Source organism: Mycobacterium sp. RTGN4 (assembly GCF_033804635.1).
In the GTDB taxonomy this organism is placed as follows: Bacteria; Actinomycetota; Actinomycetes; order Mycobacteriales; family Mycobacteriaceae; genus Mycobacterium.
This window is the reverse complement of sequence record NZ_JAPZLB010000016.1, coordinates 49609-65608: the sequence shown is the minus strand read 5'-3', so window position 1 is coordinate 65608 and position 16000 is coordinate 49609. Positions and strand designations below refer to the sequence as shown.

Annotated in this window: 14 protein-coding genes; 4 read left to right on the top strand and 10 right to left on the bottom strand. The window is 66.0% G+C overall.

Annotated features, from left to right (window positions below):
* Positions 1–3: 3 nt before the first annotated feature.
* A complete protein-coding gene (gene ligD / locus SLQ30_RS27165; RefSeq protein ID WP_319449900.1) occupies positions 4–1041 on the bottom strand; it encodes a non-homologous end-joining DNA ligase in 1038 nt (345 codons plus the stop codon).
* A 1-nt stretch (position 1042) separates the two neighbouring features.
* Entirely contained in the window at positions 1043–2095 is a 1053-nt protein-coding gene (locus SLQ30_RS27160; protein WP_319449998.1) for an ATP-dependent DNA ligase, read from the bottom strand.
* 146 nt (positions 2096–2241) lie between these two features.
* Between SLQ30_RS27160 and SLQ30_RS27155 the strand changes: the two genes are divergently transcribed.
* Together SLQ30_RS27155 and SLQ30_RS27150 are read left to right on the top strand one after the other, a co-directional pair.
* Entirely contained in the window at positions 2242–3669 is a 1428-nt protein-coding gene (locus SLQ30_RS27155; RefSeq protein ID WP_319449899.1) for a histidine phosphatase family protein, read from the top strand.
* Between the two features lie 134 nt (positions 3670–3803).
* The gene (locus SLQ30_RS27150) at positions 3804–4652 is read left to right on the top strand and encodes an IclR family transcriptional regulator (RefSeq protein ID WP_319449898.1); all 849 of its coding nucleotides are present in this window, start codon (positions 3804–3806) and stop codon (positions 4650–4652) included.
* A 7-nt stretch (positions 4653–4659) separates the two neighbouring features.
* Here the strand turns inward: SLQ30_RS27150 and SLQ30_RS27145 are convergent, their stop codons facing one another.
* Positions 4660–5766 carry an acyl-CoA dehydrogenase family protein gene (locus SLQ30_RS27145; RefSeq protein WP_319449897.1) on the bottom strand — a complete coding sequence of 369 codons (1107 nt, stop codon included), beginning with the start codon at positions 5764–5766 and terminating at the stop codon, positions 4660–4662.
* Between the two features lie 57 nt (positions 5767–5823).
* On the opposite strand from SLQ30_RS27145, the gene SLQ30_RS27140 reads away from it, so the two are divergent.
* Positions 5824–6777: a hypothetical protein gene (locus SLQ30_RS27140; RefSeq protein ID WP_319449896.1), complete on the top strand. Its 954-nt coding sequence runs from the start codon at positions 5824–5826 to the stop codon at positions 6775–6777.
* Position 6778: 1 nt separating this feature from the next.
* Here the strand turns inward: SLQ30_RS27140 and SLQ30_RS27135 are convergent, their stop codons facing one another.
* Genes SLQ30_RS27135 through SLQ30_RS27125 form a run of 3 tightly spaced genes read right to left on the bottom strand, consistent with a single transcriptional unit; the run spans position 6779 to position 8772 of the window.
* Positions 6779–7117, bottom strand: coding sequence for a helix-turn-helix domain-containing protein (locus SLQ30_RS27135; RefSeq protein ID WP_319449895.1), 339 nt, complete (start codon positions 7115–7117; stop codon positions 6779–6781).
* Positions 7118–7121: 4 nt separating this feature from the next.
* A complete protein-coding gene (locus SLQ30_RS27130; protein WP_319449894.1) occupies positions 7122–8015 on the bottom strand; it encodes an NmrA family NAD(P)-binding protein in 894 nt (297 codons plus the stop codon).
* A 1-nt stretch (position 8016) separates the two neighbouring features.
* On the bottom strand, positions 8017–8772 hold the full coding sequence (locus SLQ30_RS27125; protein ID WP_319449893.1) for an SDR family oxidoreductase: 756 nt from the start codon (positions 8770–8772) through the stop codon (positions 8017–8019).
* Between the two features lie 106 nt (positions 8773–8878).
* Here SLQ30_RS27125 and SLQ30_RS27120 point away from each other — a divergent pair, with 106 nt between their 5' ends.
* Entirely contained in the window at positions 8879–9952 is a 1074-nt protein-coding gene (locus SLQ30_RS27120; RefSeq protein WP_319449892.1) for an ATP-dependent DNA ligase, read from the top strand.
* Here the strand turns inward: SLQ30_RS27120 and SLQ30_RS27115 are convergent.
* The 4 genes from SLQ30_RS27115 to SLQ30_RS27100 form a co-directional block, all read right to left on the bottom strand.
* On the bottom strand, positions 9907–11634 hold the full coding sequence (locus SLQ30_RS27115) for a diol dehydratase reactivase ATPase-like domain-containing protein (protein WP_413468193.1): 1728 nt from the start codon (positions 11632–11634) through the stop codon (positions 9907–9909). The genes SLQ30_RS27120 and SLQ30_RS27115 overlap by 46 nt on opposite strands.
* Positions 11631–11963 carry a diol dehydratase small subunit gene (locus SLQ30_RS27110; protein ID WP_319449890.1) on the bottom strand — a complete coding sequence of 111 codons (333 nt, stop codon included), beginning with the start codon at positions 11961–11963 and terminating at the stop codon, positions 11631–11633. Before SLQ30_RS27110 ends, SLQ30_RS27115 begins: the two co-directional genes overlap by 4 nt.
* Positions 11960–14176, bottom strand: a complete 2217-nt coding sequence (locus SLQ30_RS27105) for a propanediol/glycerol family dehydratase large subunit (RefSeq protein WP_319449997.1) — start codon at positions 14174–14176, stop codon at positions 11960–11962. The genes SLQ30_RS27110 and SLQ30_RS27105 overlap by 4 nt, the downstream gene beginning before the upstream one ends.
* Before the next feature lie 101 nt (positions 14177–14277).
* On the bottom strand, positions 14278–15825 hold the full coding sequence (locus SLQ30_RS27100) for an APC family permease (protein ID WP_319449889.1): 1548 nt from the start codon (positions 15823–15825) through the stop codon (positions 14278–14280).
* Between the last annotated feature and the right edge of the window lie 175 nt (positions 15826–16000).

Genomic DNA, 16000 nt, shown 5'->3' with positions numbered 1-16000 from the left:
GGACTAAGCCCTATTGCCATCATCGTCCCAGTGCTCCGCGACCTTCTTGCTCGGCTGCACCCGTGGAGGCTCGCCTGGCATCTTCGGGTAGCTTGGCGGATACGGCAGATCACCAAGCCCACGCTCCTCGTCGGCGGCGACCAACTCGAGCAGTGAATCCAGCGATTGTGCAACTGAATCGATTGCAGCCCAGGGATCTTCGCGCTTGGCCACCAGGTCGGGCACCGTGGCGATCGTGTAGTCATCCGGGTCGGCGGTGGCCAACTCGGCCCAAGCCAAGGGCGTGGACACCGTCGCGATCGGAGTGCGTCGCACGGAGTACGCCGACGCGAACGTCCGGTCGCGAGCGTTCTGGTTGTAGTCGATGAACATCCGCTCGCCGCGCTCCTCCTTCCACCACGAGGTCGTGACCGCGTCGGGTGCCCGGCGTTCGACCTCGCGCGCCAGCGCGATGCCTGCCCGCCGCACCGCGACGAAGTCCCAGTCCGGCTTGATGCGAATGAAGACGTGCACGCCGCGCCCACCCGAGGTCTTGGGATAGCCGACGAGGCCAAGCTCGTCGAGTACCGGCTTGAGCACGTCGACGGCGATCGTGGCGGCGTCGTGAAAGTCGGTGCCCGGCTGCGGGTCTAGGTCGATACGAAGCTCGTCGGGGTGTTCGGTGTCGGGACACCGCACCTGCCACGGGTGCATCGTGATGGTGCCCATCTGCGCCGCCCAGATGATCGCCGACGGATGCGTCACCTTCAGCGCGTCGGCGGTCCGGCCCGACGGGAACGTCACCGTGCACGTCTCGAGGTAGTCGGGATGCTTTTGCGGAACGCGCTTCTGGTAGATCTCCTCACCATCGATGCCGTCCGGAAAACGTTGCAGGTGAACCGGCCGGTCCTTCAACAGCGCCACCATCGGATCGGCCACCGCCACGTAATAGTCGACGACGTTGCGTTTGGTGTAGCCCGGCTTCGGGAAGTACACCTTGTCGGGGCTGGTCAGTCGGACTGCGACGCCGTCGACATCAAGTTCCTCTGCGGGACTGGCCATTTCAGGACTCCAATACGTCGAAAAGGTCGTAGTTCAGCGGGGTGTCCAACTGGGCGAAGGTGCAGCTCGTCGGTTCGCGGTCCGGACGCCAGCGCACGAACTTCACCGCATGCCGGAAACGTCGGCCGTGAACGGTGTTGCCCTCCATCTGGTCGTAGGCCACCTCGGCGACGCGTTCTGGCCGCACGGGTATCCAGCGCTTGTCGGCTGCGGAGTTCCACCTGCTCGGCTCGCCGTCGTTGACCTGGTCGCCCTCTCGCAGCGGTTCGAGGTCGGCGAGCAGCTTGATCCGATCCTTGACGCTGAACGACGCTGCGCCGCCGACCATCTGGACTTCCCCGTCATCGCGGTACAGCCCGAGCAGGATCGAGCCGACCCCCTCGCCGCTCTTGTGGATGCGGTATCCGATCGCCACGCAGTCCGCGTCGCGGGCATGCTTCACCTTGATCATCTCCCGCTTGCCGGGCAGATAGTGTCCGTCGAGCCGTTTGGCGATGACGCCGTCGAGCCCGGCGCCCTCGAACGTGGTCAGCCAGTGGGCGCCCAACTCGGCGTCTTCGGTGGTGCGGGTGACGTGGCACCAGTGCTTTTCGTGGACCAAATCCGACAACGCGACGCGGCGTACCCGAAAGGGCTCGTCGAGCAGCGAGCGGTCCGAGGTGGCCAGCGCGTCGAATCCGATGAAGTGCGCTGGTGTCTGCTCGGCCAGCATCCGCACTCGACTCTCAGCGGGGTGGATGCGCTGACTCAACGACTCCCAGTCCAGTCGGATCCGTCCGTCGAGCTCCCGCGGGACGACGACCTCGCCATCAAGGACACAGCGCACGGTGAGCTCGTCACGCAACGCGTCGAGAAGTTCCGGGAAGTAGCGCCCCAAGTCCTTGCCGCTGCGCGACTGCAGCATCAGTTCGTCGCCGTCGCGGAACACCAGGGCCCGGAACCCGTCCCATTTGGGCTCGTACGACCAGACCCCGGATTCGTCGGGCACCTTGGTGGCCGCCTTGGCCAGCATCGGGTCGACCGGCGGCTGCACAGGTAAGTCCACGGTTTCCATACTCACGTAGACACTCGAGCCCCGGCAATGTCATCGCACCAGTCATCTGGGAGCTGAGGTCTCGGTGACCGGGATTCACGCTTGCCGACAATTCACTGTGAGTTCACCGTGGGCTGTCCGCACCACCGAAGATGAGGAAGTGTTCAGTGAACGATGGTTCTGAGCGCGAGCCAATAGCCAGTCCACCAACCCGACCCGAGCGTCGGCGTAAACCCGTGATGTGGCGGTACTTCGGTGTCGCCCTGACGTCGATCTTGCTCCTCATCGGAGCGGCAATTCCGGCCAGCGCCGCGGAGTTGATGCGGGTGACGTTCATCCGTCACGGCGAGTCGTACGGCAATGCCTCGGGGCTGATCGACACGTCGACACCCGGTCCCGTGCTTACCCCGAAGGGTGAGCAGCAAGCCCGCGACGTCGCCGCCCTGCTGGGCGACAACAACTACGACGCCATCTACGCGTCGACGATGGTGCGGACCCAGCTCACAGCCGCGCCGATGTCGCAATACCTGGGACTGCCGATCCAGGTATTGCCCGGGCTTCAGGAGATCGAGGCCGGCGTCTTCGAGGGCACACCGGAGGCCAACGCCGCGGGTGGGTACGGCCTGTATCCGATCGGGTGGGCGCTCCCGGGCGTCATCCCGCAGATCCCGTTCAACAAGAGTTCGGTGATGCCGGGCACGAACGGACTCAACGGGTATGTGTTCGACGCCAGGGTCGACGGTGCGCTGCAGACCATGTACGACAACGGCGACCGGAACCCGGTCGTGTTCTCGCACGGCGGCACCATCATGTTCTGGACGATGATGAACGTGCAGAACCTCACCCCGCTACAGAAGCTCCAGCTGCTGCAGACGGCACAGTTGGACAACACCGATTACGTCGTCATCGAGGGCAACCCCGAGGACGGCTGGAACCTGGTGAACTGGAACGGTCAGCAGTTCTCCCCCGAGCCCACGCTCGGGGCCGAGGTGAAACTCCAGTACCGGACGTTGAGCCGGCAGCTCGCGGCTAGCATGAAGGAGGTCACCGATGCGTTCGCCACGCGGGACATCACCCAGATCGCGACCGCGATCAACCGGGGCGTTGCCGACGCAGCCTTCTCGTTCACCAAGTTCAACCGCGCGGTGAACGCGAAGGTCATCCACGAAGTGGATGAGGCGCTTTCGCCTGCTGCACCGGAATCGGCCGATACTTCGTCGCTCAGGTCAACCACCGACAACTCGGCTGCCGATCCCGTAGCCGCCGACGTCACTCCGACGGTCAAAACGACCGCCGAGACCGTGAAGCGGCTGAAGGCCCCGAAGCTGGCTGCAGTGGAGGCGAACGTGGCGTCCAACGGCGCCACCGATCTGAAGGACGGCAACAGGGCGGTGCCGGGTAAGCCCGATACCCGCACTGCCCGGCCGGGACATCGTCTGCTGGACGCCATCAAGGATGTCAGCGACAAGGTCACGACCTCCATCAACAAGCTGGGTGAGCTCGGCAAGAAGAAGAAGGAGCCTGCCGGGACTAAAAGCGAAACCGCCGGTGCCGGTAGCGGCGACAGCGGCAGTCAGCAGAACGACGCTGCCTGACGTAGCGATGCGCGTTAGCCGCTGAACACGGTCGGCCCCTTCCCCGCGGAAGGGGCCGACTGCATCCGTTTGGCCACCGTTGCCGCGGCCAGATGAGATCGTGTCGGTGGCTCGAAAGCTTTCCGGAGGTGGTCTTGAACGGCAGCGCGTCCGACGCGCCGACGTCGATGGTGGCCCGGGTGGCGCTGATCATGAATTCGTTCGATCGCGTCGGCAAGCTTCTACACCTAGACCAGGTGGTCACCCGCACCGGATTACCACGCTCGTCGGCTCATCGCATACTCACCCAGCTCCATTCGGCTGGACTGCTGCAACACCGGCCCGACGGATACTGCCTGGCGGCCTCGCCCCTGCCGGTGACCCGCATGCTCGATCACTCAGTGCTACGCGGCGTGGCATCCCCCGTACTCGAACGGCTCCATGCCGACACCTCACTGGTGGTGCATCTCGGCGTGCTGCTCGGGGCGGACGTCGTTTACCTCGACAAAGTTTCGGGCGGTAGTGGTGTTGCGGTGCCGACGCGTGTCGCTGGCCGCACGCCGGCACACGCCAGTGCATTGGGCAAGGCGATGCTTGCCCAGCTTCCCGCCGAGGAAGTGGACGCGATACTCGTCGACCCGCTTCGCAAATGCACTCCGGCGACGATCGCCGACCTGCCCACCTTGCATCAGGCGATGGCACGGATCAGGTCCCGACATGGGCTCGCCTACGACGACCAGGAGCTCGCCGTCGGCCTGTCCAGCGTCGCCGCCCCGATCCGCATTGCAGACGACGGGTTGGCGGGACTCTCACTCACCGGCGCGGTGCCTGCACAGCGGCTGCAACGCATGGCGCCGTTCCTCACGCGCGCGGCGAAGGGCATCGCCGAGCGCATCGGCAGCACCTCGTCCGCATCGGTGGGTGATCAGGTCGAAACCCCAACAATCACCGACGACATGCTGTCCAGGGTGCTTCGTACGCTGTCCTCCGATGACTGGGTGTGACCGAAACTCACCAGATGAGGTCGTCGACTTCGAGGCCCAGCGCGAACCGGCCCACCACCGACAGCACCTGCTCGACATTGCTGGAGACATGCATCGAGGCGGTCTGGACGTCGCGCCAAATACGTTCCAGTACTTCGTCTTCGACGTCATGGACCGGGCTCCCCACGATCGTGCGGATGGCCCGTACGGCACGCTCGGAGGCCATCACCTGGTCCCGACGCGTCCGCAGCACCAACTCAGCGTCCGGATGGCCGCCCGCACGAACGCACTCCATGAGCGCTGCCACGTTGCGCCGGATCTGGAGCACCGATAGCTCGACATCGGTGCGGGCCATGGCCAGCGTGCTCAGCGCCGGCTCCGCCCCTGGACGCCGTGTCTCCAGCAAGTGTTGGGCTGCGCCGAGCAGCGGTATGGTTCCGGCCAGCGTGTACAGCGTCGGTTGCGGAAGCCGGTCAAGCGCAGGCACGCTGCCGTCCAGCGTGAGGTTGAGCCAGCTGAAGGCGCGGTGTTCGGGCACGAACGCCCCGGAGACGACGACATCGTCGGCGCCAATTCCACGCAGTCCCAATCCATTCCAGTTCGACTCGATGACATAGTCGGTCTGCGGCACGAGAACCGCCATGAAGTCCTGGGCGGAGCCGTCTGATCCGACACGCAATGTTGCGGCGCTCAGCCATGTCGCGTGGTGGGCGCCGGTGCACCTGCTCCACCGACCGGACAGCCAGAATCCGCCGTCCACACGCTCCAGCCGTCCGGTCGGAGCGTACGACGAGCACAGCAGAGCCCGAGGATCCGAACCCCAGATTTCCTCCAGTACACGCTGATCGCGCACCGACAATCCCCAGTTGTTCACCCCGAGCCAGCCGGCCAACCAGCCGGTGGACATGCAGGCCGACGAGAGCTCACGGGTGGCCGTCAGGTAGTCGTCCGGCTCGGCCTCCAGACCCCCAAACGCCTTGGGCTGCAACAGCGAAAAGTAGCCCGCGTCGTGCAGATTCGAGATGACCTGTGGGTCCACCGCGCCGTTTCGATCGACGTCTGGCGCGGCCGCCGCAATGGCGGGTAGCAGGGATCGGACCGAGCTCAGCACGGACTGCGACCTGCGCTCGCTCATCGCTGGGGGCTCCGTGCCATGATCATGGGAACCATTATCGCTGTCCGTGGAGGTGGTATGGCGGAATTGACTGACCTGGCGCTGAGCGAGATTGTCGATGCGGTCACGGCTAAATCAGTTGCGGCGCCCCATCATTCGGTAGCAGTTCGAGCACTTCAACCGGCTCGATACGGCGGGCTGGCCCTGCGCGACGACGAGTTCATTTCGTTGGTCTGCGAGCTGGCCGCGCGGGACGCGTCACATGGTTGGCTTACCGCAACGTTCAACGCAGCCTCCTACGAAGTTGCAGGACTGCCGGACAGTACGGCCGACGAGGTGTGGAACGCAGACCCACATGCGCTGGTCGCAACCAGCTATCGCGCCGAGGGAGCATTCATTCGTGACCGTCGGCTGACCGGGCGTTGGGAGTCCGTCGTCGGCGCCGAATACGCTGATTGGCTGCTGCTGTCTGCGGACAACGGCGGCGCCTGTCGCGTCCTAGTGCCGCGCAGCGGGGTACGCGTCGATCCCGTCCGCCGCCTGACAGGCCTCAGCGCCGCAGGCAGCAGCGACGTGACGGCCTCCGAACTAATTGTGGATGAGCGACACATCTTCAGAAACCATCGCGACCGCATAGCCGTGATCGCGGGAGCGGGCATCGCAGCCGCCGTCGTGGGATCGGCCGACGGCGTCTGGCGCAAACACGTCGACCAGGTGCGCGCACGGCTCGCCATCTCGTACGGCGGGGAACAGGTCACTGACGAGGCATCTGCGCAGGTGGCCAGGGCGGCATCTGACGTCGACGCCGCCAAGCTTCAGATCACCACCTCTTGCGAGCTTCCTGCCGCGACATGGGCCTTTCAGCAAGCCATCGCGCGAGCGCGCGACTCAGCCGACCGGCTATTGGGGAGCAGCAGGCATGCCCTGGACGCGTCAGACCCGGTGACCTCGCAATGGAAGGATGTGCACGCAGGCTGTCGGCTGGCCGTTCACCACCTCGATGGGTTGGGGTTCGGCGGCTCGACTCCCTAACTCAGTCGGCCGGCGCGGCGTGCCGCTCTCCCCACAGCCGCAACTCGCGGAGCACTGGAGCCAGGTCCCGGCCTGCGGCGGTCAGCACGTATTCGTCGCGCGGCGGATGCTCGCTGTAGCGGCGCCGTTCGATGAGCCCCGAATCTTCGAGACCGCGAAGCCGTGCGGTCAGGCTGGCCCTGGGTGCGCCGGTGTTGACGCAGATGTCGTTGAACTTGGTGACCCCAAAACTGAGCTCGCGCAAGGCAAGCAGTGCCCACTTGTCCCCGACGAGCTGTAGCGCATCGGCTATCGGGCACACCCGAGGCCCCGTGCCGTCGAGTACATATTCTGAACTCACGCTTTCAGTCTAGCGATCCGTCGCGCTCGAACACCGCACGATTGTCCGCGGTGAACTGCTCGACGGTGGTCGCCGGGGTTCCACTGATCACCTCGACGAGGTTGTTCGTGCCCGAGAAGACCCCGTCGCGATAGTCCTGCGCCACGTGCGACAGGTGCTGAATCAGAAAGGGGCTGCGAGCCCGCGCTTCGAGCGCCGCGGCGAACGCCGCGATCTCGACGGGCTCGTACCGGACCGGGATGCCGAGCGTCGCGCTCATCTTCTTGGCGATCGCGTCGTGGTTGAGTTCGACGGGCCCGTAGAGCGGATAACTCTGGCGGTCGTGCGGCGCTGGGTTGGTCAAAATCGCGGCGATCACTCTGGCCTGGTCGGCAGCGACGATGGGCCCATGCCTGCCGTCGGCAAACGGCAGTCGCAGTACCACTTCACCGTTTTCGCGCGACGAGAACGTGGTGAGCCACTCGGCGAAGAACGTCGGTTTCAGGTGAGTGGTGATCAGCGCAGTGCGGTCCAGCAGCCGCTCACCCAGCCAGTGCTGCTGAGCGGCATGGCTTTTCGCCTCACGACGGGCCGATATCTGGGACATGTTGACGACCGCGCGCACCCCGGCCTCGCTGGCAGCCTGAGCGAAGATCGTCGTCGCCTCAAGTAGTCGACCAGGGTCGATCGGGTAGCAGAAATAGCCGGCGCTGACACCAGCCATCGCCGAACTGACCGCGGCGAAATCGAGCAGATCGGCCACGACGACCTCTGCCCCGAGGTCGGCCAGCAGGCGTGACCTCTCGTCGTCGGCGTGTACCAAAGCCCTTACGGGTAAGCCCTTTTCCCGCAGCAACCGCACCGTGTGCGCGCCCGTCTTCCCGGTGGCACCGGTGATCAGGTACAAGTCCTGGCTCATGTCAGGCGCCCACGGTGAATGGCACGTCGTCCGCTGCTTGGCGACGGGCGGCCAGCACGTGCGTGGACTCGGCACCGAGCGGAATTCGCAAGGGCAGGTGCGACACTTCGGCGGCGTCGGCGACTCCGCGTGCGACGTCCTCTGGTGTCATCGGGACGCCGCGGTCGGCGCCACCATTGAGCAGTGCCGCATAGGGATCGTCAGCCAGCGTGTACGTCGTGACGTCGTCGAGGGCACCCGAACTCACCCGGCCGGGCTCAAGCAGCGCGGCCTGCAGCCCGAACGGCGCCACCTCGATCGCGAGGGCTTCGACCAACGCCTCCAACGCCCACTTCGTCGCCGCATACGCCGCACCCGGCGGCAACACGATGCGCCCGACCACACTGGACATGAAGAGCAGCCGGCCGGATCCCCTGGCGCGCATGCCGGGCAGCACGGCCTGCGCCACGCGCAGTGCTCCCACGGTGTTCTGGTCGAAGATGCGCGCGAACTCCTCTGGCGGTGTGGCCTCGACGGCGGCGTAGAAGATGACGCCCGCATTGGAGACCAGCACGTCGACGTCGCCGGCCTGGGCCACGGCGTTGGTGATGCTCTCCGGATCCGTCACGTCGAGCGCCAGCCGCTGGTCGACGTCCAGGTCCATGAGGGTCTGCGGATTGCGCGCGGTGGCTATTACCCGATGCCCGCGACCTGCGAACTCCTTCGCGATCGCCCGGCCAATACCCTTCGATGCGCCCGTGATCAGAACCGATGACATGAGGACCTTCCGATTGTTAGTTCATTATTTGAACTCGCTGCCCTGCCCACCGTAACACAGTGAGTTCAGAAATTGCACTCACGATGATGCGGACCACAATGGACGCGTGCAGTTGCCCGTCATGCCTCCGGTCTCGCCGATGCTGTCCAAATCCGTCACGTCGATACCGCCGGACGCGTCCTATGAACCCAAATGGGATGGCTTCCGATCGATCTGCTTTCGGGACGGCGACGACGTGGAGTTCGGCAGCCGCAACGAACGACCGATGACGCGGTACTTCCCCGAGCTCGTCACGGCGGCCACCACGGAGTTGCCCGACCGTTGCGTGATCGACGGCGAGATCGTGCTCGCCGGAGCGCACGGCCTGAATTTCGAAGCGCTGCAACAACGCATCCACCCCGCCGACTCCCGGGTGCGGATGCTCGCCGAGCAGACGCCCGCCTCGTTCATCGCGTTCGACCTGCTTGCGCTCGGCGACGACGACATGACCGGCCGGCCCTTCGCCGAACGCCGCACCGCACTTGTGCAGGCGCTGGCCGGCTGCGGCCCGACCTTCCACGTCACACCTGCCACCACCGATCAGGCCACCGCGCAGCGCTGGTTCTCCGAGTTCGAGGGCGCCGGGCTGGACGGCGTGATCGCCAAGCCGTTGACGGTCACGTACCAACCGGACAAGCGCGTGATGTTCAAGATCAAGCACCAGCGCACCGCGGACTGCGTCGTGGCCGGCTATCGGCTGCACAAGTCGGGCGACGACGCCGTCGGCTCGCTGCTGCTCGGGCTCTATACCGACGACGGATCGCTCGCGTCCGTCGGCGTCATCGGGGCTTTCCCGATGGCGCGACGCCGAGAGCTGCTCACCGAATTGCAGCCACTGGTCACCACTTTCGATGGTCATCCATGGAACTGGGCGGCCCACATGACCGGCGAGCGCACGCCGCGGCGCAACGAGGGCTCGCGTTGGAACGCCGGCAAGGACCTGTCGTTCGTGCCGCTGCGGCCCGAGTTGGTCGTCGAGGTGCGCTACGACCACATGGAGGGAGCGCGCTTCCGGCACACGGCCCAGTTCAATCGTTGGCGGCCCGACCGCGAACCTCGTTCGTGCACCTACGCCCAACTCGAGCAGCCGGTGACCTACCGACTCGGCGACATCGTGCCGGGGCTCGGTTCGCCCGCGTAGAGGTGAACCAGGCCCGACGCCACCGCGAACCGCGGACCGTGCACTCCGTCGATACTGGCTCGCCCGACGACGATGGACGTCGAACGCAGGGCTTCGGATACGGTGCGCAGCAATTCGTCGTCGAGCGCTCCTCCTCCGGCCAGCACAAGCGCAGACGGAGTCGTGTCGAAGGCCCGCAGGCAGCGGACGATGTTCGCCGCGACCGTCTCCTGTTTGATCGCAAGCCGAAGACTGCGCCATTCCTCGGCGGCCAACTTGTTGGAGAACGCCACCAGCCCTGCGCTTCCGCGCGTACACAGCCTGCCGATCGCGTCCGCTGGCGCCGGGCTGTCGAGGAACAGCCGACGTCCGTCCTCCTCGTGCGCGACGTGGGGGCCTTCCACCCGTAGCGCGGGCGTTCGTTTGACGCGCTCCGCGAGCGCACGCGGAATGCCGAGCACACGAGCCACGGCCGTGGTGATCGCTTCACCCGCACCCGCGGCGGTCACGACGCGCCCCAGCCCGATCACATCGATTGTGCCACCACCGATGTCACACACCACCGCATCCGGTGGCAGCCCTGGTGTGGTGCGGGCACCGACGGCGGCGGCAGCGGGTTCTCCTGCGATGGTGCGAGTCGGGCGGCCCGTCAGCTCGGACAGCGTGGCCGCCGCGTCGGCGACGAGGTCAGCGGCCAGCAGCGCGACGACGGTGCCCCGCGTGTCCGCGACACCGCGCCGAAGCCACGCTCCGTTGTCGATGGACGACAGGTCAGTGAAGAAGGCGTCGTCGACCGCGATCCCGTGCTCGGCCGTCGGAATCGATTGCAGGCGAACGGCAACGACGTGTCCTGGCGCCGCGCGCCTGAGCACACTGTGCGCCTGGGCCGGCGAATACCGCACCACTTCGCCGTCGACGGTGCAGTCGACGTAGTCGTCGTCGACGGCGGGCGGATCGGGCGGCCCGGTCCGGCGGGTCACGGCGATCGCGGGGGAATCCGCCAGTTCGCGGGTGAACTCGGAAACGTGCTGAATGTCTTCATAACCGAGTTCCAGTGCGACGCAGAGCGCGATGGGGTCGGCCATCGCACGGTAGGCCCGGCCCTCGGCGACGACCTCCACCGCGACCAAGGCACCCGGTGCGACGGCGTCGACGTCGACCTCGTCGACCACCGGTACGTCGATCGAGATCCGGTTGCGGATCAGCACGGCATCGTCCTGCGCGGCGATCACACCGACCACGTGCCACCCGCGCTCGACCGCTGCCGAGATATCCCTGGCCGCCACTTCGAAATCGGTGGTCGCGTCGACGGAAACGACTGTGGGACTCGTCGATACCGTGCCCTTGAGTTCTTCGAGCGGGACGTGCCGACCTACCCCCAATCCGGTTCCCCCGGGCGTGCTGGCATCGACCTTGCGCAGGCTCAGCACGGGCGAGCTGGGCGAGGACGGCGGCGGAAGCGGCGCAGTGGCGGTGTCGACCGGCCGTAACGCGGCCAGCAGCAGCTCGTCGGCCACCACGCCTGCGTCGACTTCCAGCTTGTGCAACAACGCCGCCGCACCCTGGAGCGAGTCAGGTGAGCCCTTGCGCCCGCGGGTGGGGCCCTGCCCGTGGGCGAGTTGTTCGACGATCCCGGCATCGACGCGGGCCAGCACGATCTCCGTGGTGTGGTTGCCGACGTCCACGCCCGCAACGAGCGTCACCGCAACAGACCTCGCCTGGCATAGACGACGCCGGCCTGGCGGACCAGTTCCGCGCATCGGGACGCCCCGCGACCTTCCAGCGAAACCCGCAGCGCCTCCAACTCCGCGGCCGTCGAACGGTGTGGGCGCAGCGCTTCGTACAGGTTCATCACTGCTTCGTCGTCGACAGTGGCGAGTTCGGCTGCGCGCAGGAAGTTTTCGGCCAGCTGGGGATTTCCCCCAGCCTTGGCGACGGCGGCCTGATGAGCGAGTGCCTCCGGGTCCATCCGAAGGTCCGACAGACCGAGGTTTCCGTCGACGGCGGCCTGCACCGTGAACCTGTCGCTCACCTCTTCACCTCCACCGTCATCGGGGCCTGACCGGGTTCGCATGACGCCCGCTCGAGCGCAACCAGTGCGACGGCGCGGGCATGGTAGCGAGCGGAGATCGACTCGTCGGTGCCGCCCGTGAAGATCGGGACCGGCGCCATCCCCTTGGCGTGCCTGGCCGCGTTCTTGCCCAACTCCCGGTACATCTGCGCGGTCAGCAGGGGCGCGACGCTGAACAGTTCGAGATTCGCCAGCGGCGCCAGATCCCGTCGGTGAATCAACGCGGTGCCCTTGCCCTGCAAGCCAATTCCGATCCCGGATCCGGACAACCGGGCGGCGGTCAGACCGATCAGCCCGACGTCGATGGTCGACCGCACCCGCACCAGGCGCGGCACGCACCCCTCCTCCTCGAGCCCCGCCGAGAGTTGCCGAAGGACTTCGCCAATATCCAGGCCGCACAACGACAGCCACACCGTTCGGCCGAGTGCGGGCGAGAGCCCAATGCACACCTCCCTGGGATTGCTGCCCTGGCGGGCGGGCTCGACGTCGGCGAACGTGACGTGGTCGCGGTGCTCGGCCTGATCGGCCGTCAACTCCTCGGTCGTCCGCTCTTGCCGAATGCCGTCGATCTCGGCGCGCCGTGCGTCGGTCAGCGCGTAGCCGCTGCCGGGACCCGCGTAGTCGTTCGGGTCGGTGAGCTTGGATAGCACGCGGAAGTCCTCGTCGAAGATCGCCGAAGTCTGCAACTGGTCACCGCGCAATCGTTCGCGGGTCAGCCGCATGATGGCGTCGGCTTCCTCGTCGTAGCCGGTCCTCTTCAGGGACGCGATGACGTCGAAGACGGTCAGCTGCTTGGCTTCGATCGCGGTGGCCGCCTCCGCCACGGCCTTCGGGTCGCCCGGCGACAGGTCGCGAGATCCGTTGGCCACCACCACGGCATCCACCCGATCGTCGTCGAAGTCGGCAAGCCCGAGATCGCGGTAGACGGCCTGCACGGCGGTGGCGGCCCGGCGGCGGACCCGCGCCAGGTCTTGCACCGAGACAGTGCGCAGGCCGCCGTCGACACCCCAGTCCCGTTGCAGCACCAGGAAGTCGTCCATGTCGTCGGAGTTGAAGTTCGACAGCGCAAAGGCGTTGTCGTAGCGCGGAATCGAGCCGAAGCCCGAGAAGATGAAGTCTGCGCCCGCGAGCAGCACGGGCAGCGTGTGCGCGCTGCGGCGGATGTCGGACTCGGAGATCAAGTTGTCGTTGCCCGCGCAGGACTCCAGATCGCGCATCATCACCATCAGGTTCTCGGCGAGCAGTTCCTTCATGCCCTCGGGCACCGAGGCCACCACGCCGACACCGTCGATACCGCCGTTCTGCACGCCCTGGCTCCCCAACGCGCGTGCGAGCGAGACGCAACGCGATTCGAGGTACAGGATCGAGCACTTCTCGGCCGCGCCCATCAGGACCTCGGCACCGCCGCCGCTGGTCACCCGCATCTTCAGCCCCCGGGAGGCGTAGGCGGAGGTGAGAATCGCCTTGCTGAACGGGGTGTCGTCGCCGTCGACGAAGACCTGCTCGGTTCCGTAGAGCGAGATGGTCTCGGCGTAGCTGGTCAGCCCACGCAGGCCGAGGCGCAGCTCCAGGGCTTCTTCGATCGAGCACTGGGCCATGGCTCCCGGGGTGCCCACCTGGCTGCCGATCAACAGCGCGACCGCGTTGGACGGGGCGTCGCCGAGCACGGGCACCGTCGTCTCGACTTCGCGGAAGCCGTAGGCGACGGCGCTGGCCGCGTCGGCGGCGATCAGGAGTGGATCATCGAGTTGGTTGGTCACGTGCGCCTGATTGCTCGGCGTCCGCCTGGCCCGCAGCCTCGCCATCGCCATCTGCATCTCGACGGGCGTCATGACGGCGACCACGCGAGCCAGCTTGGCTGGTGTGACGCCGCCGATCAGTCGAACTACTTCCGCCCTCGGCACATTGACGTCGACGGCCATGCGGGCCAGCACGCGATCGTCGAGCGCCATGGCCCCTTCGGCGACGTCGAGATCCAACCCGTAGAGGGCGATGAACTCATCGATCACGTCGAAGTCCGCAGCGGGCTTCCCGTCGAGTTCCGCGACGACGCCATCACGCACCACCAGCGAGGGCTCGGGGTCGAACGGGCTGTGCATCGCGACCAGTCCGAGCTCGGGGTTGGTGACGCTGAAGCCGTCGAGGTTCACCGGCTTCGCGTCGAGAATCCGCATCCGACCCTGGTCGAGATCCCGTTCGCGTCGCTCATTCATCTCCGCGGCCCTCCTGGTGCTGGAACCCTCATCCTTTCACCGAAGCGGACACGGCGGCTGCCCTAGTCGCGGACTACGTTGTCCTCATACACAATTCGGCCGATCAGGTCATAGCGGCGGGGGTCTCTGAACTTGAAGTACAGGGCCATCGCCGCACCCAGCACGAACAGTCCCACGACGATCCACGGCGTCAGCTTGAACAGCAACGTGCCGGATGCGGCGCCCGCGGCGGCGTCCTTGTGCTGCCAAAGCAGTACCACCACGTACAGCATGCCGATACCACCGAGCAGTGGAGCGAGGAACGTCTTGAACCAGTGCGCACTGGACGGGTGGTTCTTGTGGAAGTGGAAGTATGCGATCACTGAGAAGGCGCACAACGACTGCACGATCATGATCGCCATCGTCCCGAGGATCGCCAGCAGCGTGTACATGTGCACGTACGGATCCATGCCTGCGAAGAAGAACGCCAGGATCAGCACCAGCGTGATGCCGGTCTGCACGAACGAGGCGATGTGCGGCGAACCGTGCTTCGCATGCGTGGCGCCCAGTGTCTTCTGCAGCCCGGCCGAAAGTCCCTCGCGTCCCATCGCGTACAGGTAGCGCGACGCGCAGTTGTGGAACGCCATGCCGCAGGCGAACGACCCGGTCACCAGCAGGATGTGGAACAGCGTGATCGCCCACGACCCGTAGGCGGTGCCGACCGGGATGAAGAAGAGATCCCCTGCCGTGTTCGGGTCCTGAGCGATGTCGACGGCTTTCTTCGGACCCGCGTACGCGACGGCCATCCATGAGACGAACACGTAGAAGATGCCGACGCCGAGCACGCTGATCATGGTGGCGCGCGGGATGATTCGCTTGGGATCCTTCGATTCCTCGCCGTACATCGCCGTCGACTCGAAGCCCACCCACGACCAGAACGCGAAGAACAGGCCCAGGCCGGCGCTTGCGCCCGCGACGGCCGCGGGGGTGAAGGCACCGATGGGGTTGAGCGTCTCGGCCACCGCGAAACCGTCCGGGCCGCCACCCTTGAACAGCACGGACAACGCACCGAGGGACAGCATCACGATCTCGGTGATCAGGAACACCCCGAGCACCTTCGCGGCCAGGTTGACGTCGAAGAAGGTGAGGATGCAGTTCAGCACCAGCATGAGTAGCGCCGGTATCAGCCAGTGCACGTGAATGTTGAGCTGGCTGGAGAACAAGTCCTGGAAGAAGAACGCGAAGATGCCTATCAGCGAACCCTCGAAGACCACGTAAGCCATCGTGATGATGACCCCGCTGGCCATGCCGATGACGCGGCCGAGGCCGTGCGAGATGTAGCCGTAGAACGCGCCGGTGGCGGTGATGTGCTTGGCCATCGTCGCGTAGCCGATCGCGAACAGGCCGAGCACCACGGTGGCGACGATGTACCCGGCGGGCGCGTGCGACCCGTTTCCGAATCCGACGGCGATCGGGACGTTGCCGACCATGGCGGTGATGGGCGCCGCGGTGGCGACCGCCATGAAGATGACGGCCATGGTCCCGACGGCGTTGCGCTTGAGTCGCTGCACGTCCTTGGTCGAACTATCTGGGTTCGAACTATCTGGTGGCGATACCGCTTGATCGGTCATCTACCGGCGAACCTTCCTGACGATGAGGGGCACTGTGGTGTGGAACACACCTCGGCCGCTACGAATATTGGCATCACTGATGCCCAATGGCAAGACCCTTTTAGTACCATTGACACAAATGGTCCAACCTTTTTAGGGTGTGCCTCACCGCTAGCAACGAACTCGAAACCCTGGA

Bases quoted from the DNA above. Each gene is read 5' to 3' on its own strand.
- ligD (WP_319449900.1), bottom strand. From the start codon at position 1,041: ATGGCCAGTCCCGCAGAGGAACTTGATGTCGACGGCGTCGCAGTCCGA.
- SLQ30_RS27160 (WP_319449998.1), bottom strand. From the start codon at position 2,095: ATGGAAACCGTGGACTTACCTGTGCAGCCGCCGGTCGACCCGATGCTG.
- SLQ30_RS27145 (WP_319449897.1), bottom strand. From the start codon at position 5,766: ATGAGCGAGCGCAGGTCGCAGTCCGTGCTGAGCTCGGTCCGATCCCTG.
- SLQ30_RS27140 (WP_319449896.1), top strand. From the start codon at position 5,824: ATGGCGGAATTGACTGACCTGGCGCTGAGCGAGATTGTCGATGCGGTC.
- SLQ30_RS27130 (WP_319449894.1), bottom strand. From the start codon at position 8,015: ATGAGCCAGGACTTGTACCTGATCACCGGTGCCACCGGGAAGACGGGC.
- SLQ30_RS27125 (WP_319449893.1), bottom strand. From the start codon at position 8,772: ATGTCATCGGTTCTGATCACGGGCGCATCGAAGGGTATTGGCCGGGCG.
- SLQ30_RS27105 (WP_319449997.1), bottom strand. From the start codon at position 14,176: ATGCGGATTCTCGACGCGAAGCCGGTGAACCTCGACGGCTTCAGCGTC.
- SLQ30_RS27100 (WP_319449889.1), bottom strand. From the start codon at position 15,825: ATGACCGATCAAGCGGTATCGCCACCAGATAGTTCGAACCCAGATAGT.